We start from the raw sequence: 18,051 nt of genomic DNA, 5'->3' as shown, positions 1-18,051 counted from the left end.
CCCCCCCCCCCCCCCCCCCCCCCCCCCCCCCCCCCCCCCCCCCCCCCCCCCCCCCCCCCCCCCCCCCCCCCCCCCCCCCCCCCCCCCCCGGCAGCCCCCGCCCACCCTACCCCACGCCCAGCAGCAGCAGCGCCCCCGCCCCCGCCAGCCAGGTCCACATCGCCGCCCCCTGCGACGCGCCCGCGCGTTCCGCGATGGCCGCCGGCAGGGCGGAGAGCAGCAGCGTCGCGGTGGAGACCATCAGCGATGCGCCGTAGAACACCGTCTCCGGGTTGGTGGGCAGCATCTCCGGCATCCAGACCGGGTGCAGATGCGCCACCACCGCCAGCATCGGGCTGACCAGCCCGTTGACCAGGCAGAGCGCGACGGTGGCGACGAACAGGTTCTGCGGCGTCATCAGCCCGCCCCCGGCGGCACGACGGTCGGCGCCATGCCGGCCGAGATCATGACGATGCCGAGCACGAGGCGCGCGCCGAACAGCCAGCACGCCGCCACCAGCGGCAGGAAGCGCGGCGAGACATAGGACGGCACCGCGCGGGCGGCGAGCCAGACGGCCCAGTCGGTCAGCAGCCGGAAGCCGCGCCAGATGTAGTTCGGGCTGTCCGGCGGCACGATGACCTGCATCAGGAACCGCCCGAGGCTGGCCCAGGCCGTCAGCGCCAGCAGGTAGGTGACGATCCAGAAGGGCAGGTGCCCGAAGATGAAGTCGTTGCCCATCGGCCCCCGCCGCGCATCCCGCCCCGCCACCCTACCCCCTGCCCGGCCGGCCGGGGAGGGGCGGGGGTCCCCCGGCGCCCCACGAAGAAAGGGGGCGGCCCGAAGGCCGCCCCCGCCAGGCCCCGCGATGGGGCGTCGCCCTACTCCACCGCTTCCCGAGCATCCGCCAGGCGGACGCCGCCCCTCGGAATACGGATGTCGTCGATGAAGTCCTGCATCGCCTGGCTCGGCGCCGTGGTGAACTTCGACACCAGCCAGATGGTCAGGAAGGACAGCGGCACGCCGATGATGCCGCCCGATATGTTGTTCAGCGTCCACAGCCGCGCGACGGTGCGGCCGCGGAGCACCACGCTGTCCGTCGTCAGGATCAGCTGGCCGAACCAGGACATCGCGCCGTCCTGGATCTGCGCCGCGTTGGCGACCAGGCCCTGGGCATAGGCCTTCAACTCCGCCGAGGCTGCGGGCAGCGCCGCGGTCTGCCGGGCGGCGGCGAGGATGGCTTCCTTCGTGCCGAACAGCTCCATGAAGGACAGGCCGTAGAACTCCGTCCAGATCAGGTAGCCGAAGGTGAAGGCGTAGCCGATCCCCATGCCCCAGCAGGCCGCCGCATTCGTCGTCTTCTTGTACCACACGCCCATCACCAGCGCGGCGAACAGGCCGGCTGCCGCGATGGAGAAGGCCCAGGCGACGAGGAACAGGATGTCCGCGCCCATGTTGCCCGCCGTCCAGGCGGCCAGCAGGGCCACGATCACCAGCAGCACGCGGGAGATGACGAGCCGCTGCTTGGTCGGCGCGTTGCGGTCGATCATCTTGTAGTAGACGTCGTGCGACAGCGCATTGGCCAGCGCCAGCAGCAGCCCGTCCGCCGTCGACAGCGCGGCGGCAAGGCCGCCAGCCGCCACCAGCCCCGCGATCACGTAGGGCAGGCCCGCGATTTCCGGCGTGGCCAGCACCACCACGTCGGGGTGGATGCGGAAGTCGCCCCACTGGACGATGCCGTCGCGGTTGACGTCGACGATGTTGATCCAGGGGACCCCGTAGGGCGAGACGATCTGCCAGTTCTTGATCCACTCCGGCAGGGCCGCGATCGGCTGGCCGATGACGGTCTGGTAGATCTCGAGCTTGCCGAAGGCGGCGTAGGCCGGCGCCGTGAAATACAGCAGGAAGATGAAGAACAGCGACCACGCGACGGACTGCCGCGCTTCCCGCACCGACGGCGTGGTGAAGTAGCGCATCAGGATGTGCGGCAGCGCCGCGGTGCCGACCATCAGGCAGAAGACGAGGGCGAAGAAATTGAAGGCGGCCGACCAGGAGAAGGCGCCGTTCGCCCCGATGAAGGGCGCGGTGTGCCAGCCCGTGACGCCGGGCGGCGGCGTCATGCCGGCCGCGCGGAAGCCCTGCTCCAGCCCCTCGATCCGCTCCAGCGCCAGGCCGTACATCAGCTGCGGCAGGGGCACGCCGGTGACCTTCACCGACATCAGGATGGCGGGGATGAGGTAGGCGATGATGAGGATGATGTACTGCGCCACCTGCGTCCAGGTGACCGCCCGCATGCCGCCCAGCATCGAGCAGACGAGGATGCCGGCGAGGCCGAGGAACACGGCCACCGTGAAGGACACGTCGAGGAAGCGCTGCGTGATGATGCCGACGCCCACGATCTGCGCCACGACATAGACGAAGGACGCCGTCAGCAGCACGATCACGCCGATCGACCGCGCGACGTTGCCGCCGAAGCGGGCGCCGAGGAAGTCCGGCACGGTGTACTGGCCGAACTTGCGCAGGTAGGGCGCGAGCAGGATGGCCACCAGCATGTAGCCGCCGGTCCAGCCCAGGATGAAGGCGAGCCCGCCATAGCCGAGCGCGTAGAGGCTGCCCGCCATGCCGATGAAGCTGGCCGCCGACATCCAGTCGGACCCCGTCGCCATGCCGTTGTAGAGCGCGGGCACGCGCCGGCCGGCGACGTAGTATTCGGACACCACCGCGGTGCGGCTGATGATGCCGATATAGGCGTAGACGCCGATGGTCAGGAAGACGAACAGGTAGCCGATGATGCGGTCCGGCACGCCCATCTGCTCGAGGATGGCGAGCAGCACGACGAAGGCCGCGAAGCCGCCCGTGTAGCCGGCGTAGATCTTGCCGAGCGAGGCGATGAAGGGGTCCTTGCCCCCGGTGGAGGTGGACATCGCCTCAGTCCTCCTGCACGCCGAATTCCTCGTCGATCTCGTTCTGGCGCTTGCCGAACCAGAAAAGACCGACGACGAAAACGATGAGGCTGCCCTGCGCGGCCATGTAGAAGCCCAGCGGGAAGCCCAGGATGTGGATGGGGTTCAGCGCGGAGGCGAAGAAGTGGATGCCGAATCCCGCGAAGGCCCAGATGGCCAGCACCGTCCACATCAGGGCGGAGGTCTTCTTCCAGTAGGCCTCCCCCGTCGCCCGGTCCACCGCGGCGCTTGTCGCGCTCCGCGGGGCATCCGTATCCTCGACCAGCGGCATCCCTGTCTCTCCCCAGTTGCGAGCCCGGCTTCCCCGGTGCTCCCATTCCCCGACGCACGTCGCAGCGGTGAATTTTTCTTAAGCTGCGCCGCTATCATATGTCCAAAGCTTCACGCAACATAGCTGCACATTCCAAGGCAATTAACAAATGTCCACCATCCTGGCTAGCCTCCTCGGGCGGCGCCCCAGCACCGACCCGGCAGCCTTCGGAACGTTTCTTTCGCGGCAGACGGCCTTCGTGACGCAGAAGACCGTGCTGGACTACTGCCGCGTGAAGGCCGGCCGGAGGGAGCGCGAGATGCTGGCCGACCCCGATTTCCGCGCGGCCCTGTCACATTGCCGCTGGCAGACCTTCGCGGGGGCGGCGCAGGACGTCATCGCCATGGCCGAATCCTGGCTGCGCCCCCATGCGCGGGGCCGGGAAGCCGCGCTCGCCGCGGCACTGGCGCGGATGGGCGCCGCCATCCTGGATGGGGCGGAGGAGGTGCCGGCCGAGGAACGCCCCAGCCTCGACGCCGCCAGGGATGCGCTGCCCCGCCACCTGGCATTGCTGCAGGACGCCCCGCCCGTGCCGGCGGACCGCCTGCCCCTGCTGGCCGAGGCGCCGCTGCTGGCCACGCTGCCCATCCATCCCGACCAGCGCCGGGGGGAGACGCCGGCCATCCGCGGGGCGCTGCGCTTCCATCTCGTCTCCTCCCAGCAGGAGATGGAGCGCGGCTTCGACCCCGGGGCACTGGCGGCGCGCCTGCTGGGCGGCACATGATCGGATGGCGAACATAGCGCGCGGCACATGGACGGCAACACGGGCACGCAACATCTGACCGTCCGGCAATGTGTTACAACGAAATGAGCTACCGGCCGGTTCTGGACACGAATTAACCCCTTGCCTCGTTGATCCGCCATGGCCGAACCATGGAGGCTCCGCATCGCGGGGCGCGGCGACGTGCCGCGCTCCCCGCGCCATGCGCGGGGCCTCAACGCCGGACAAGAAGGGGATGATGGGGATGGCAGCAGCGGCGGGTGCAGCAAGATCGGATCGGCCCATGTCGGCCGAGGAGCGGAAGGTCATCCTGGCCTCCTCGCTCGGCACGGTGTTCGAGTGGTACGACTTCTACCTCTACGGTTCGCTCGCCGCGGTCATCGGCGCGAAGTTCTTCGGCATGTACGACGAGACGACGCGCAACATCTTCGCGCTTCTCGCCTTCGCCGCCGGCTTCCTGGTGCGCCCCTTCGGCGCGCTGGTCTTCGGCCGCCTGGGTGACCTGGTGGGCCGGAAATACACCTTCCTCGTCACCATCCTCATCATGGGCGCGTCCACCTTCATCGTCGGCATCCTGCCGACCTCGGACAGCATCGGCATCCTCGCGCCCATCATCCTGATCATCCTGCGCATGCTGCAGGGCCTCGCGCTCGGCGGCGAATACGGCGGGGCGGCGACCTACGTGGCGGAGCACGCGCCGAACGGCCGGCGCGGCTTCTACACCAGCTTCATCCAGATCACCGCGACGGCCGGCCTGTTCCTGTCGCTGATCGTCATCCTCGGCACCCGTTCCATCCTGGGCGAGGCCGCCTTCGCCGACTGGGGCTGGCGCATCCCCTTCCTCGTCTCCATCGTCCTGCTCGGGATCTCGGTCTGGATCCGCATGCAGATGCAGGAAAGCCCGGCTTTCCGGAAGATGAAGGAAGAAGGCACGGGCTCGAAGGCGCCGATCTCGGAAGCCTTCGGCCAGTGGAAGAACGCCAAGATCGCGCTCTTCGCCCTGCTCGGCCTGGTGATGGGCCAGGCGGTGGTCTGGTACACCGGCCAGTTCTACGCGCTGTTCTTCCTCGGCTCCGTGCTGAAGGTGGACGGCTTCACCACCAACATGCTGATCGCCTGGTCGCTGCTGCTGGGCTCGGGCGGCTTCGTCCTGTTCGGCTGGCTGTCGGACAAGATCGGCCGCAAGCCGATCATCCTCGGTGGCTGCCTGATCGCGGCGCTCACCTACTTCCCGCTGTTCCACCTGCTCAGCGCGGAAGCGAACCCGGCCCTGACGCGCGCCCACAACGAGATCACGACGGTGGTCGAGGTGGACCGCTCCACCTGCTCCTTCCAGTTCAACCCGACCGGCACGGCGCGCTTCACCCAGCCCTGCGACATCGCCAAGGCCCGCCTCGCCGCGCTCTCGGTCAACTACTCGGTCGAGGACAAGCCCGGCCAGCGCGACGCGGTGGTGCGCGTCGGCAACCAGACGGTGTCCACCGCGCAGCCCAACTTCGCGGCCGCGCTCGGCACCGCGGTCACCACCGCGGGCTATCCGGCGGCGTCCAACCCGACGGTCGTGCGGATGTCGGGCCCTTTCGACATCTTCCGTGAACAGCCCGCCGTGCTGATCCTGGTCCTGACGCTCCTCGTCATCTACGTGACCATGGTCTACGGCCCGATCGCCGCCGCCCTGGTGGAGCTGTTCCCGACGCGGATCCGCTACACTTCCATGTCGCTGCCCTACCACATCGGCAATGGCTGGTTCGGCGGCCTGCTGCCGGCGACGTCCTTCGCGATCATCGCCCAGACCGGCGACGTCTATGCCGGCCTCTGGTACCCCGTGATCATCGCGCTCGCGACGGTGGTGATCGGCATCTTCATGGTGCCGGAGACCAAGGACCGCGACATCTTCGCGGCCGAGGACAACGCCCGCGCCGACAGGGCCGCCGCGGCCGCCCGCCGCGCCCAGGCCTGAGCCGGGGCCAGACGGCCCAGGGATGCGGGAAGGCGCCGGGGGCAACCCCGGCGCCTTTCTTCATGCCCGCCCGGCCGCCGCCGGGTCGCCGGCAGGGCCGCCCCGAGCGATCCCCCGTCTCGGCGATTCCGCCTTCGCAGACCAGGCGCTAGCCTCGGCACATGCATTCCCCCGCCGCCGCCCTCGCGCGGCCTGCCGCGGTCGCCATGGCACCGCCGCCGCCCGCCCTTCCGCCCTGGACGCCGTTGGCGGAGGCGCTGGCCGCCATGGCGGGTGCGCGGTCGTCCTGCGTGCTGGCGACGGATGCGGAAGGGCGGGTGCTGGGCATCCTGACCGAACAGGACATCGCCCGCCGCGTCGCCTTCCGCATGCCGCCCGAAGCGCCCCTCGCCGCCGCTATGACGGCGCCGGTCGTCGCCTGCACTGCCGGGGACGGGCTGTGGCGCGCCATCGCCCTGCTGCGCGCGAAGGGCCTGCGCCACCTGCCCGTGCTGGATACCGCGGGGCGCTGCATCGGGATGCTGCACCGGGCCGAGGCGCTGTCCGCGGCCTCGGGCCGGCTGCTCGCGCATCTCGATGCGCTCGCGGGCGGGGATGCCGCGGTGAAGCAGGCGCAGGCCGGCGTCGCGGCCGCGCTGCTGGCCGAGGGCCTGCCCGCGGGGGAGGTCGTCGCCCTGGTCAACGGCATCAACGCCGAACTGCACCGCCGCCTGCTGGAACGCGCCGTCGCGGCCGCGCCGGAGCCTCCGCCGGTCCCCTTCACCATGCTGCTGATGGGCAGCCTCGGCCGCGGCGAATCCCTGCTGCGGCCGGACCAGGACAACGGCTTCATCCTCGACGACCACCCCGACGTCCGCCACGGGGAGGTCGATGCCTGGTTCCGTCGCGTCGCCACCGCCTGGTGCACCGCGCTGGACGAGGCGGGATTCCCGCTCTGCCGGGGCGGCGTCATGGCGATGAACCCGCTGTGGCGGAAGACCCGCACGCAATGGCGCGACCAGGTCGCGATCTGGGCGCGGCGCCGGTCGGGCGCGGCGCTGCTCTTCGCCGACATCTTCCTGGATTTCCGCGCGGGCTGGGGCGACCCTGCGCCGGCCGCGGCGCTGCGCGCCGAGACGCTGCGGCTGCTGGAGGCGCAGCCCGCCCTGCTCGCCGCGCTCGCGGCGCAGGATGCGCGGCTGGGCGTCGGGCTGACCTTCTGGGGCCGCTTCGCCGATGACGAGCCGGGGCCCGGCACGCGCACCGACCTCAAGCTGCACGGGCTGATGCCGCTGGCGGCGGCGGCGCGGCTGGCGGCGCTGCGGGCGGGCATCGCGGAGACCTCGACCGCGGGGCGCATCTCGGGCCTTGCCGCGCGCGGGACCCTCGGCGCCGCGTCGGCGGAGCGGCTGCACCACGCGCTGGCGCTGCTGCTGGATGCGGTGCTGCGCCAGCAGCTGGCCGACCATGCCGCGGGCCGCCAGCCCGGCAGCCTGGTGGACACCGCCGCCCTGCCCGCGCCGGACCGCGCCGCGCTGCGCGACGCGCTGCGCGCGGCCGGCAGCTTCGCGAAGGACGCCTTCGCCGATGCCGCGGGACGCGCGTGGTGACCGTCAGAACCGCTCGGCACCCTGCGCGATGGCCTCGGCCATGCGGGACCGCCGCCGGATCTCGTCCAGCCCCGTCGCGCCGCGCGCCGCGGCACGGGCCAGCAGGCGCCGCCACAGCTCCGCCGTGGCGCGCGCATCGCCCAGCGCCTGGTGCCGGCCCTCGATCACCATGCCGAGCCGCCCGCAGAGCCCGTCGAGCGACAGGTCGGGCTCCGCGGGGTCCAGCCAGCGCGCCAGCTGCAGCGAGCAGAGCATGGGGTTCGGCAGGGCCGGCGCACCGGCGCGTTCCGCCATCAGCAGCACCGTCATGTCGAAGGCGGCGTTGTGCGCCACCAGCACCGCCCCCGCGCAGAAGTCGCGGAAGGCGCCCACCGCCGCCGGGATGCGCGGCGCCCCGGCCACCATCGCATCGGTGATGCCATGGTAGCGCGTGGAGGCGGCGGGAATGGGGCGCCCGGGATGGACGGGGGTGGTGAAGTGGCCGACCTCCGCCCCGCCTTCCAGCCGCACCGCCCCGATCTGCACCAGGGCATCCCCGCGGGTGGGGCGCAGGCCCGTCGTCTCCAGGTCGAAGACCACGGTGGGCAGCGCGATGGCGTCCCCGCCCGGCAGCGGGGCGGCCGCAAGCCGGGCGCGCAGCAGTTCCGCCGGGGACGGGCCCAGCAGGCCCGCGGCGAAGTTCCGCAGGATGTGTCCGATCCCTCCCGCCATGCGGCGCAGGATGGCACAATGCCGGCCGGCGCGTGAGCGGGCCTGCCTGCGGCGCGGCAGGCGGCCCGGAAAGACCGGACAACGAGCATCGCGAGGGCAACGGGGATGGACGGAAGCACCGGCGGCACCAGCCGATACGACGAGGTCTACGCGGCCTGGCGGGCCGACCCGGACGCCTTCTGGCGCCGCGCCGCCGCCCGCATCGACTGGACCGTGGCGCCGGGGACGGTCTTCGACCCCTCCGCCGGCGTCTATGGCCGCTGGTTCCCCGACGGGCGGCTGAACACCTGCCACAACGCGCTGGACCGCCATGTCGCGGCCGGGCGGGGCGGGCAGCCCGCCCTCATCTGGGACAGCCCGGTCACCGGGCGGTCCGCCACCCTCACCTATGCAGAACTGCTGGACCGCGTCGCCCGCATCGCCGGCGCGCTGGCGGCACGCGGCGTGGCGCAGGGCGACCGCGTCATCATCTACATGCCGATGGTCCCGGAAGCGGCCATCGCCATGCTGGCCTGCGCGCGGATCGGCGCCGTGCATTCGGTGGTCTTCGGCGGCTTCGCCGCGGCCGAACTCGCCGCCCGCATCGCCGATGCCAGGCCGAAGGCCATCGTCTCGGCCAGCTGCGGGATCGAGCCGGGGCGCATCGTCAAGTACAAGCCCCTGCTCGACGCCGCCATCGCGCTGTCGCCGCACAAGCCGGGCGCCTGCCTCATCCTCCAGCGCCCCGAATCCCCCTGCGAGCTGACGCCCGGCCGCGACGCGGACTTCCTGGAGGCCGAGGCCGCGGCGCAGCACGCGCCCTGCGCGGACCTCGCGGCGACCGACCCGCTCTACATCCTCTACACCTCCGGCACGACGGGCGCGCCGAAGGGCATCCTGCGCGACAATGGCGGCCATGCCGTCGCGCTGGTGAATTCCATGTCGATGCTCTACGGCCTGCAGGCCGGCGACGTGATGTGGACGGCCAGCGATGTCGGCTGGGTGGTCGGGCATTCCTACATCGTCTACGCGCCGCTGCTCGCGGGCTGCACCAGCGTCATCTACGAGGGCAAGCCGGTCGGCACGCCCGATGCCGGCGCCTTCTGGCGGGTCTGCGCGCAGCACGGCGTGAAGGTGCTGTTCACCGCCCCCACCGCGCTGCGCGCCGTGCGGAAGGAGGACCCGGAAGGCGCCTTCGTCGGCCGGCACGACCTCTCGAAGCTCGAGGCGCTGTTCCTCGCCGGCGAACGCTGCGACCCGCCGACCGCCGAATGGATCAGCGCGCTGCTGGGCCGGCCGGTGATCGACCACTGGTGGCAGACCGAGACGGGCTGGTCCATCAGCGGGAATTTCCGCGGCCTCGGCCTGTTCCCGGCCCGCTTCGGCTCCGGCGGCAAGCCCGCGCCGGGCTACGACCTGCGCGTGCTGGACGAGGGCGGGCAGGAGGTGCCGCGCGGGCAGATCGGCACGCTGGCGGTGAAGCTGCCGCTGCCGCCCGCCAACCTGCCGACACTGTGGAACGCCGATGCGCGCTTCCGCTCCGCCTATCTCGAGACCTTTCCCGGCCACTACAACACCTCGGATGCCGGGATGATCGACGAGGACGGCTATGTCTGGGTGATGAGCCGCACGGACGACATCATCAACGTCGCCGGCCACCGCCTGTCCACCGGCGCGATGGAGGAAGTGCTGGCCGCCCACCCCGACGTCGCCGAATGCGCCGTGGTCGGCGTGAAGGACAGCCTGAAGGGCCAGGCGCCGATCGGGCTCGTCGTGCTGAAGGCGGGCGTCGCCCGCGCCGAGCCCGACATCGCGCGGGAACTGGTGGCGCTGGTGCGCGACCGCATCGGCCCCGTCGCCGCCTTCAAGGACGCGCGCGTGGTCAACCGCCTGCCCAAGACCCGCAGCGGCAAGATCCTGCGCGGCACCATCCGCAAGATCGCCGACGGCGAGAGCTACACGGTGCCCCCCACCATCGACGACCCCGCCATCCTGGACGAGATCGGGGACGTGCTGAAATCCGCGGAGAAGTAGCGCCATGCCCGACGGCACCACCCCCCTGCTGCTGCGCGCGGACGGCGACCACGGCGTGACGCGCCTGGTGCTGAACCGGCCGGAGGCGCGCAACTCGCTGAGCTTCGCCATGCTCGGCGCGCTGGCCGATGCGCTGGCCGGCATCGCCGCCGACCCGCGCGTGCGCGTCGTGGTGCTGGCCGCCGCCGGGCCGGTCTTCAGCGCCGGCCACGACCTGCGGGAGATCACCGCCCATCGCGCCGACGCCGATGGCGGCCGCGCCTTCTTCGCGGCCGCGATGCGCCGCTGCGCGGAGGTGATGCAGGCGGTCGTCGCCCTGCCCCAGCCCGTGATCGCGGAGGTGCAGGGCATCGCCACCGCGGCGGGCTGCCAGCTCGTCGCCACCTGCGACCTGGCGGTGGCGGTGGAAGGCGCGCGCTTCTGCACGCCGGGCGTCGACATCGGCCTGTTCTGCTCGACTCCGGCCGTCGCGCTCTCCCGCGCGGTGGCGGCGAAGCCGGCGATGGAGATGCTGCTGACCGGCGCGATGATCGGGGCGGAGGAGGCGCGGCGCATCCACCTGGTCAACCGCGTCGTGCCGGCGGCGGAGCTGGAGGCGGCGACGATGGAGCTCGCCGCCCGCATCGCCGCGCGCAGCGCGCATGCGGTGCGGGTCGGCAAGGCCGCCTTCCACCGCCAGCGCGGCCTGCCGCTCGACCAGGCCTACGAGCACTGCGCCGCGGTGATGACCGAGAACCTGCTGGCCGAGGACGCCGCCGAGGGCATCGGCGCCTTCCTCGGCAAGCGGACGCCGGTGTGGAAGGATAGGTAGCAGACCTCCCCCTCCCGCGGCGCGGGAAGGGGTCGGGGCGGGGGCATGGCCCGCGCCCGGCACGACACGGAAACCGACGGGAGCGTTCATGTCCGCCGCCGAATACGACGCCCTTCCACGGGTCCCCGCCAACCACCAGCCGCTGACGCCGCTGCTGTTCCTGGAACGCGCGGCGCAGGTCTTCCCGCACCACACCGCCGTCGTCCACGGCGCGACGCGCCGGGGCTACCGCGACCTGCGCGACCGCTGCGTGCGGCTGGCGCATGCGCTGTCGCGGCACGGCATCGGCCGCGGCGACACGGTGGCGGCGCTGCTGCCCAACATTCCCGCCATGCTGGAATGCCACTACGGCGTGCCGATGGCGGGCGGCGTGCTGAACACGCTGAACACCAGGCTCGATGCCGGGACCATCGCCTACTGCCTCGACCACGGTGAGGCGAAGGCGGTGGTGGTGGACCGCGAATTCGTCCCCCTGCTGCGCATGGCGCTGACGCAGTGCCGGGCGGCGCCGCTGGTGATCGAGGTGGACGACCCCGAGGCCGGGGAGGCCGCGCGCGCCAACCGGCTCGACGGCGCGACCGACTACGAGGCCTTCCTCGCGCAGGGCGACGCCGGCTGGTCCTGGGCGATGCCGGGCGACGAATGGGACGCCATCGCGCTGAACTACACATCGGGCACCACCGGCCGGCCGAAGGGCGTGGTGTACCACCACCGCGGCGCGCAGCTGCTGGCCGTGGGCAACGTGCTGAGCGCGGGGATGGGGCGGCATCCGGTCTATCTCTGGACGCTGCCGATGTTCCACTGCAACGGCTGGTGCTTCCCCTGGACGGTCACCGCCGTCGCGGGCACGCATGTCTGCCTGCGCGCGGTGCGCGGCGCGGCGATGTGGGAGGCGATGGCGAAGGAAGGCGTGACGCACATGTGCGGCGCGCCGATCGTCATGGCCACCCTGCTCGGCACGCCGGAGGCCGAGAAGAAGCCCCTGCCGCACCAGGTGCAGTTCGTCGTCGCCGGCGCGCCGCCGCCGGAGGCGGTGCTGGGCGCGATGCGCGCGGCGGGCTTCGCGGTCTGCCACGTCTACGGCCTGACCGAATGCTACGGCCCGTCCGTGGTGAACGAGTGGAACCGCGACTGGGACGCGAAGCCGGCGCCGGAACAGGCGGCGCTGATGGCGCGGCAGGGGGTGCGCTACCTCGCGCTCGAAGGCCTCGCCGTCATGGACCCGGAGACGATGGAGCCCTTGCCCGCCGACGGCGCGACGATGGGCGAGGTGATGATGCGCGGCAACGTCGTGATGAAGGGCTACCTGAAGGACCGCGCGGCGACCGACAAGGCCTTCGCCGGCGGCTGGTTCCACACCGGCGACCTCGCGGTGACCTATCCCGACGGCTACATCCAGCTGAAGGACCGCTCGAAGGACATCATCATCTCGGGCGGGGAGAACATCTCCTCCATCGAGGTGGAGGACGTGCTCTACAAGCACCCCGCCGTCGCGGTGGCGGGCGTGGTCGCGCGGCCTGACGAGAAATGGGGCGAGACGCCCTGCGCCTTCGTCGAGCTGAAGCCGGGCGCGAGCGCGAGCGCGGAGGAGCTGATCGCCTGGTGCCGCCGGCACCTCGCCGGCTACAAGGTGCCGCGGCACATCCTGTTCGAGGAACTGCCGAAGACCAGCACCGGCAAGATCCAGAAGCACATGCTGCGCACGCGCGCGAAGGAAGGCACCGCGTAACGATGGTTGCGCCCGCCGGGACGCATCCCCATTCTCCCTGCCATCGTCAACAACCGAAAGGAGGTGATCCAGTGTCTCATTGCAGTAAGGCGGGCTCCGCGCCCGTGGCCTGGATCATCGCCGCCGCCATCGCGGTGCCGGCGATCTGAGGCCGGGCGGGGCCATCCCGCCACCCGCAATGCGAAGGCCCCGTGGAGCGATCCACGGGGTTTTCTTTTTTGGTGCCCTCAGACGCCGGGCGGCCGCATCCGCGGCCTTGGCTTCGCGGCACCTGCCGTGGGGGTGCCTATTTCAGCCCGAAGCCCAGCGCGCGCAGCGCCTCCGCCATGCGGTCGCGGCCGCTGAGCGCGGCCGCGCTGCCGACGCGGGCCAGCATCTTCGCCGTCCAGTCCTGCGGCGTGCCGCTCGACGCCGCGAAGTAGTCGGACAGCCGTGCGTCGTAGCCGGCCACCTCCGCAGCCTCGTTGCGCGCAGCATAGCGTTCGTGGTGCAGCACCAGCGCCTGCGGCAGGCGCGGCTTGATGCCGCCGGGCGCCGCGGGGTCGGGGTGGCCGACCGAAAGGCCGAAGGGCGCGAAGGCATTGGGCGGCAGGCCGAGTTCCCTTGCCACCGCTTCCGGCTGCTGGCGCAGCGCGCCGACATAGACGGTGCCGAGGCCGAGCGATTCCGCCGCCACCACCGCGTTCTGCGCCGCCAGCGCGGCATCGACCAGCGCCACCATGAACTGCTCCAGGTAGTCCAGACCCTCCAGCCGCCGCCCATGCGCCTGCCCCAGCCGCTCCAGCCGCGACAGGTCGGCGACCCAGCACAGGAACAGCGGCGCGCGCGCCACGAAGCCCTGGTCGTTCGACAGCGCGGCGAGCCGCGCCTTCCGCGCAGGGTCCTGCACCGCCACCACGCTCCAGGCCTGCTGGTTCGAGGATGTGGGCGCCGAGGACGCGGCCGCGACCAGCGTCTCCAGCGCGCCCGCCGGCAGCGCATCCGGTAGGAAGGCACGGACCGAACGGTGCGCCAGCAGGCTGTCCACCACAGCGCTGCGCAGAAGCGGCGCCGCCGGCTCCCCGCCCGCGCCGTAGCGGCGGGTCAGCGCGGCGGTCTGGCTCTCGGCCGGGAAATCCATGTCGGCAGCGTCCCTCGTCGGCGAAGCGGGCGGGATGCCCCGCCCGCCCTTGGCGGCAGGGTACGGCCCGCCGCCACGCCGCACAAGGAACCGCCCCCGTTCAGGCGGCGCGGATGCCGGTGAGGAAGCGGTCCACTTCCGCGCGCAGTCCTTCCGCGCGCTGCGCAAGCTCACCCGAGGCGGCGCGCACCTGCGTCGCCGCCGCGCCGGTCTGCTCCGCCCCGCCGGTGACGCCGCCGGCATGCCGGCTCACCTCCCGCGTGCCGCTCGCCGCCTCGGCCACCGCGCGGCCGATCTCCTGCACCGCGGCCGCCTGCTGCTCGGCCGCGGCGGCGACCTGCGTGGTCAGCCCGTCCACGCCCTCGATGGTCGCCGCGATGCTGCGGATCGCCTCCACCGCGCGGCCGGTCTCGGTCTGCATGCCGGCGATGCGCGCGCCGATCTCCTCCGTCGCCTTCGTCGTCTGCGACGCCAGCGCCTTCACCTCGCTCGCCACCACCGCGAAGCCCTTCCCCGCCTCGCCCGCCCGCGCCGCCTCGATAGTGGCGTTCAGCGCCAGCAGGTTCGTCTGCGACGCGATGCCGGAGATCAGGCGCACCACCTCGCCGATCCGCTGCGCCGATTCCGAAAGTTCCGCCACCGCCGCATCCGTCGCGCGCGCCGTCCCGGCCGCCTGCCGCACCACCCGCGCGCTCTCGCCCACCTGGCGCGCCACCTCGGCGATCGAGGCCGTCATCTCCTCGGCCGAGGCCGCGACGGTCTGCACATTCGCGCTCGCCTCCTCGGACGCGGCAGCGAGCATCACCGCACGCTCCCGCCCGCCCTGCGCCGTCGCCTGCATCTCGCCCGCCGTCGCGTCGAGCTCGGTGGCGGCGGAGGCCACCGTCCGCAGCGCCTCGGCCGCCTGCGCCTCGAAGCCGCGCACCAGCGCGTCGATCCGCTCGGCGCGCGCCGCCTTCGCAGCCCCGTCGGCCGCCACCGCCTCGGCCAGCCGGTCCTGCTCGATCGCGGCCCGGCGGAACACCTCCACCGCATCGGCCATCCGCCCCACCTCGTCGCGACGGCCGGCCCCCGGCACCGGGCTGTCCTTCTCGCCCGCCGCAAGCGCCTTCATCCGCGCCTCGATCCGCCCGATCGGACGGGACACGCCGCCAACCATCATCCACAACGCAAGGCCAAGCGAGAGCAGGACACCCAGCATCCCGGCGCCAAGCACCACCCAGTAGGTCCGATCCGTCTGCGCCGTGGCCGCGTCCGACGCCTCGGACATCTGCCGCTGGCTCCGTTCGACGATGGCACGGAGGTTGATGCGCGCCTGCTCCTGCGCAGGGTTGTAGCGCTGGTTCACAGCCTCCCGCGCCGCCTCGCCACTGCCGGCCAGGGCGAGGCGTCGCACCTCCTCGGCCGTCTCGCGAGCGCGGATCATGCCGTTGCGGAACTCCGCTAGTCTGGCAGACAGATCAGGCTTGGCGCGCTCCGCTGCCGCAAGATGTTCATCGGTTCGTTGGCGAGCATCAAGGACCTGCTGCCACGCGGTGCGGGCCTCGGTCGTGGAGTCGGCCTCGGCGGTGCGCGCGACCAGGCGCGCGGCATCGACGAAGGCGGTGTTGGCGCGGCTCAGGTAGATCGCGCTCTGGGCTTCCCGGGTGACCAGGTCGTGGTACAGGTTGTCGGTCTCGGCCAGCATGCTGACGGCGTGGTAGCCCGTGCCGAGCCCGGTGGCCCCCATCACGGACAGCGCGAGGAGGACCTTGCGGCCGATCGGAAGATTGTCGAGGAAGCGCATCGCCGCACGGGATCCCTGTCGGACCGGCCGCCGCGTCGTTCCACCACCGTGCTGGAACGGTCCTGCCGTGGTCGGCCTCGGCCGCCGGGATGCGCCGCCGAGGTCGCCCACATCTGAATGGCGAGCTAAAAAACCGCGCCGCGGCGCGAATGGCCGGCGAGAACTGGCCGCCCTTCAGCCCCGCTCCGTCACGCCGGTTGCGAAACCATCCACCAGCTCGCGTATCCGGGCGGGGTCGCTCTGCTCCATCACGCGCCGCGCGAAGCGCGCGCAGTCGCCGATGTCGAGCCCGCGCACCGCCTGTTTCACGCGCGGGATGGCGCCGGCATTCATCGACAGGCAGCGGATGCCGAGGCCGAGCAGCAGCGGCACCAGCCGCGGGTTGCCCGCCATCTCGCCGCAGATGGACACCGGCATGCGCAGCCGCAGCGCGGCTTCGGTGCTGAACTGCACCAGGCGCAGCACGGCGGGGTGCAGCGGGTCGTAGAGATGCGCGACCTCCGCATCGCCGCGGTCCACCGCCAGCGTGTACATCGCCAGGTCGTTGGTGCCGATGGCGAAGAAGTCGGCCTCCAGCGCGATGGCGTCGGCGGCCAGCGCCGCGCCCGGCGTCTCGATCATCGCGCCGAGCTCGGGCAGCTTCTCCGGCAGCTTCTCGCCGCGGCGGCGCAGGCGGCGGGCCACGCGTTCGTAGATCTCGCGCGCCGCCTTCACCTCGGCCGGGACGGTCACCATCGGCAGCAGCACGCGCACCTGGCTGTCGGGGGCGGCGCCGGCGACGCGCAGGATGGCGGCGAACTGCATCTCCAGCAGTTCCGGCCGCTTCAGCAGCATCCGCACGCCGCGCAGGCCGAGCGCGGGGTTGGGCCCGGCATGGTGCGGCTCCACCCCCTCGGCCAGCGCCTCCATGTCCTTCTCGCCGCCCCAGTCCAGCACGCGGATGGTGACGGGATCGCCCGCCATGGCGGCGAGGATCGGCGCATAGGCCGCGGCCTGCGCGTCCTCGTCCGGCAGGTCCTCGCGGTTCATGAACAGGAACTCGGTCCGCAGCAGGCCGATGCCCTGCGCGCCCGCCTGGGCGATCAGCGGCAGCTCGGCCGGGATCTCCATGTTGGCCTGCAGCTCCACCTCCTCGCCGTCGGTGGTCACGGCGGGCAGGCGGCGCAGCTTGGACAGGCGCTGGCGTTCGCGGGCATAGGCCGCGACCTGTTCCTTCGCCGCCGCGAGCGTCGCGGCGGAGGGGTGCAGCGTGATGCTGCCGGCCGCGCCGTCCAGCACCACCGGGTCGCCGCGGCGCGCGGCTTCCGTCAGCCCCGGCGCGCCAAGCACGGCGGGCAGGCCGAGCGCGCGCAGCATGATCGCGGTGTGGCCGTCGGCGCCGCCTTCCTCCGTCGCCACGCCGGCGATGCGCGCGGGGTCGAGGAGCGCGGCATCGGCCGGGGTCAGCTCCTCCGCCACCAGGATCGCGCCCTCGGGCACGTCCTTGAAGCTGCGGAAGGGGTTCTGGGTCAGGTTGCGGGTCAGGCGGCGCGCGATCTCCCGCACCTCCCCCGCGCGGCGGCGGAGCCCGGCCTTGTCGTCGTCCTTGGCGGAAAGGATGACCTCCGCGATCGCATCCGCCTCGTCCGCCACCGCCGTCTCGGCGGCCAGCAGCCCGGCCTCGATCCGCTTGCGGGCGCCGCGGATCAGGCGGCTGTCGCCCAGCATCATCGCATAGGCGTCGAGCAGCGGTTCCAGCTCCTCCTGCGCCTCCTCGGGCAGCACGCCGAGCTTGGTCTTGAGCTTGGCCACCTGCTTGCGGGAAGCCGCGACGGCGGTGGCGAGCCGCCCCTTCTCGGCATCGACCGACGCCGCGTCGATCGCCCGGCGCGGCGCCTCGGCCGGGGGTTCGGTGGTGTCGAAGACGGGGCCGATGGCGATACCGGGGGAGACGGGGATGCCGCGGATCGCGACTTCCCGCACGCGGCGGGGGGCGCGGCGCCCGGCTTCCCCGGGCGGCCGGGCGGCCTCGGGCGGGGCGGACTTGTCAGTCTTCATGGAAGCCGGCCTCGACCAGGCCGGCGATCGCCTCCAGGGCTTCCTTGGCGTCCCAGCCTTCGGCTTCCACCGCGATCTCGCTGCCCTGCCCCGCGCCCAGCATCATCAGCCCCATGATGGAGCAGGCCGGCACGGTCTGGCCATGGCGCGAGACGTTGATGCAGGCGGAGAAGCGTTCCGCCACGGTGACGAGCTTCGCCGCCGCGCGGGCATGCAGCCCGCGGCTGTTGGTGATCCTGAGGATGCGCTTCATCGCGAGGCCCCCGGAGGCATCGCAGCCGCAGGGCCCGGGTTCCGTCGCCAGCGCGTGCGGCGCGGGCGCGGC

General features: G+C 72.5%; 15 protein-coding genes. 6 read left to right on the top strand and 9 right to left on the bottom strand.

Annotation, left to right across the window (positions count from 1 at the left end; translation table 11 throughout):
- Nucleotides 1-106: 106 nt before the first annotated feature.
- From ACK8OX_RS13395 to ACK8OX_RS13380, 4 genes are all read right to left on the bottom strand, one after another.
- Nucleotides 107-397 (bottom strand): hypothetical protein, encoded by a 291-nt coding sequence (locus ACK8OX_RS13395; RefSeq protein ID WP_430664628.1) that lies wholly within the window; start codon nt 395-397, stop codon nt 107-109.
- Nucleotides 397-717 (bottom strand): hypothetical protein, encoded by a 321-nt coding sequence (locus ACK8OX_RS13390; RefSeq protein WP_430664627.1) that lies wholly within the window; start codon nt 715-717, stop codon nt 397-399. The genes ACK8OX_RS13395 and ACK8OX_RS13390 overlap by 1 nt, the downstream gene beginning before the upstream one ends.
- A 140-nt stretch (nt 718-857) precedes the next feature.
- Entirely contained in the window at nt 858-2,900 is a 2,043-nt protein-coding gene (locus ACK8OX_RS13385) for a sodium:solute symporter family protein (RefSeq protein WP_430664626.1), read from the bottom strand.
- Between the two features lie 4 nt (nt 2,901-2,904).
- Nucleotides 2,905-3,210 carry a DUF4212 domain-containing protein gene (locus ACK8OX_RS13380; RefSeq protein ID WP_430664625.1) on the bottom strand — a complete coding sequence of 102 codons (306 nt, stop codon included), beginning with the start codon at nt 3,208-3,210 and terminating at the stop codon, nt 2,905-2,907.
- Nucleotides 3,211-3,448: 238 nt separating this feature from the next.
- Here ACK8OX_RS13380 and ACK8OX_RS13375 point away from each other — a divergent pair, with 238 nt between their 5' ends.
- The 3 genes from ACK8OX_RS13375 (at nt 3,449) to ACK8OX_RS13365 (ending at nt 7,519) form a co-directional block, all read left to right on the top strand.
- A complete protein-coding gene (locus ACK8OX_RS13375; protein WP_430664624.1) occupies nt 3,449-3,973 on the top strand; it encodes a hypothetical protein in 525 nt (174 codons plus the stop codon).
- Nucleotides 3,974-4,253: 280 nt separating this feature from the next.
- Nucleotides 4,254-5,930, top strand: coding sequence for an MFS transporter (locus ACK8OX_RS13370; protein WP_430664622.1), 1,677 nt, complete (start codon nt 4,254-4,256; stop codon nt 5,928-5,930).
- A 161-nt stretch (nt 5,931-6,091) separates the two neighbouring features.
- On the top strand, nt 6,092-7,519 hold the full coding sequence (locus ACK8OX_RS13365; protein ID WP_430664621.1) for a DUF294 nucleotidyltransferase-like domain-containing protein: 1,428 nt from the start codon (nt 6,092-6,094) through the stop codon (nt 7,517-7,519).
- Nucleotides 7,520-7,522: 3 nt separating this feature from the next.
- On the opposite strand, the gene ACK8OX_RS13360 is transcribed toward ACK8OX_RS13365, so the two are convergent.
- Nucleotides 7,523-8,230, bottom strand: a complete 708-nt coding sequence (locus ACK8OX_RS13360; RefSeq protein WP_430664620.1) for a 3'-5' exonuclease — start codon at nt 8,228-8,230, stop codon at nt 7,523-7,525.
- Nucleotides 8,231-8,335: 105 nt separating this feature from the next.
- Here ACK8OX_RS13360 and ACK8OX_RS13355 point away from each other — a divergent pair, with 105 nt between their 5' ends.
- The 3 genes from ACK8OX_RS13355 to ACK8OX_RS13345 all read left to right on the top strand — a co-directional run bounded on the left by ACK8OX_RS13355 (nt 8,336) and on the right by ACK8OX_RS13345 (nt 12,783).
- The gene (locus tag ACK8OX_RS13355; RefSeq protein ID WP_430664618.1) at nt 8,336-10,243 is read left to right on the top strand and encodes a propionyl-CoA synthetase; all 1,908 of its coding nucleotides are present in this window, start codon (nt 8,336-8,338) and stop codon (nt 10,241-10,243) included.
- A 4-nt stretch (nt 10,244-10,247) separates the two neighbouring features.
- Nucleotides 10,248-11,054: an enoyl-CoA hydratase gene (locus ACK8OX_RS13350; protein WP_430664617.1), complete on the top strand. Its 807-nt coding sequence runs from the start codon at nt 10,248-10,250 to the stop codon at nt 11,052-11,054.
- An 88-nt stretch (nt 11,055-11,142) separates the two neighbouring features.
- Nucleotides 11,143-12,783, top strand: coding sequence for an acyl-CoA synthetase (locus ACK8OX_RS13345; protein WP_430664616.1), 1,641 nt, complete (start codon nt 11,143-11,145; stop codon nt 12,781-12,783).
- A 286-nt stretch (nt 12,784-13,069) separates the two neighbouring features.
- Here ACK8OX_RS13345 and ACK8OX_RS13340 read toward each other — a convergent pair whose 3' ends face one another.
- From ACK8OX_RS13340 to ACK8OX_RS13325, 4 genes are all read right to left on the bottom strand, one after another.
- Complete coding sequence (locus ACK8OX_RS13340) at nt 13,070-13,903, bottom strand: nitroreductase family protein (RefSeq protein WP_430664615.1); 834 nt, start codon at nt 13,901-13,903, stop codon at nt 13,070-13,072.
- Between the two features lie 100 nt (nt 13,904-14,003).
- Nucleotides 14,004-15,689 (bottom strand): methyl-accepting chemotaxis protein, encoded by a 1,686-nt coding sequence (locus ACK8OX_RS13335; protein WP_430664614.1) that lies wholly within the window; start codon nt 15,687-15,689, stop codon nt 14,004-14,006.
- A 174-nt stretch (nt 15,690-15,863) separates the two neighbouring features.
- Nucleotides 15,864-17,726 (bottom strand): phosphoenolpyruvate--protein phosphotransferase, encoded by a 1,863-nt coding sequence (gene ptsP / locus ACK8OX_RS13330; protein ID WP_430664612.1) that lies wholly within the window; start codon nt 17,724-17,726, stop codon nt 15,864-15,866.
- Nucleotides 17,716-17,979: an HPr family phosphocarrier protein gene (locus ACK8OX_RS13325; RefSeq protein WP_430664631.1), complete on the bottom strand. Its 264-nt coding sequence runs from the start codon at nt 17,977-17,979 to the stop codon at nt 17,716-17,718. Before ACK8OX_RS13325 ends, ptsP begins: the two co-directional genes overlap by 11 nt.
- Nucleotides 17,980-18,051 lie beyond the last annotated feature (72 nt).

Source organism: Falsiroseomonas sp. CW058, assembly GCF_050563535.1.
Classification (GTDB): domain Bacteria; phylum Pseudomonadota; class Alphaproteobacteria; order Acetobacterales; family Acetobacteraceae; genus Falsiroseomonas.
This window is presented reverse-complemented; position numbering and strand designations above follow the sequence as displayed.

Bases quoted from the DNA above. Each gene is read 5' to 3' on its own strand.
- ACK8OX_RS13395 (WP_430664628.1), bottom strand. From the start codon at position 397: ATGACGCCGCAGAACCTGTTCGTCGCCACCGTCGCGCTCTGCCTGGTC.
- ACK8OX_RS13390 (WP_430664627.1), bottom strand. From the start codon at position 717: ATGGGCAACGACTTCATCTTCGGGCACCTGCCCTTCTGGATCGTCACC.
- ACK8OX_RS13385 (WP_430664626.1), bottom strand. From the start codon at position 2,900: ATGTCCACCTCCACCGGGGGCAAGGACCCCTTCATCGCCTCGCTCGGC.
- ACK8OX_RS13380 (WP_430664625.1), bottom strand. From the start codon at position 3,210: ATGCCGCTGGTCGAGGATACGGATGCCCCGCGGAGCGCGACAAGCGCC.
- ACK8OX_RS13370 (WP_430664622.1), top strand. From the start codon at position 4,254: ATGTCGGCCGAGGAGCGGAAGGTCATCCTGGCCTCCTCGCTCGGCACG.
- ACK8OX_RS13365 (WP_430664621.1), top strand. From the start codon at position 6,092: ATGCATTCCCCCGCCGCCGCCCTCGCGCGGCCTGCCGCGGTCGCCATG.
- ACK8OX_RS13360 (WP_430664620.1), bottom strand. From the start codon at position 8,230: ATGGCGGGAGGGATCGGACACATCCTGCGGAACTTCGCCGCGGGCCTG.
- ACK8OX_RS13355 (WP_430664618.1), top strand. From the start codon at position 8,336: ATGGACGGAAGCACCGGCGGCACCAGCCGATACGACGAGGTCTACGCG.
- ACK8OX_RS13350 (WP_430664617.1), top strand. From the start codon at position 10,248: ATGCCCGACGGCACCACCCCCCTGCTGCTGCGCGCGGACGGCGACCAC.
- ACK8OX_RS13345 (WP_430664616.1), top strand. From the start codon at position 11,143: ATGTCCGCCGCCGAATACGACGCCCTTCCACGGGTCCCCGCCAACCAC.
- ACK8OX_RS13340 (WP_430664615.1), bottom strand. From the start codon at position 13,903: ATGGATTTCCCGGCCGAGAGCCAGACCGCCGCGCTGACCCGCCGCTAC.
- ACK8OX_RS13335 (WP_430664614.1), bottom strand. From the start codon at position 15,689: ATGCGCTTCCTCGACAATCTTCCGATCGGCCGCAAGGTCCTCCTCGCG.
- ptsP (WP_430664612.1), bottom strand. From the start codon at position 17,726: ATGAAGACTGACAAGTCCGCCCCGCCCGAGGCCGCCCGGCCGCCCGGG.
- ACK8OX_RS13325 (WP_430664631.1), bottom strand. From the start codon at position 17,979: ATGAAGCGCATCCTCAGGATCACCAACAGCCGCGGGCTGCATGCCCGC.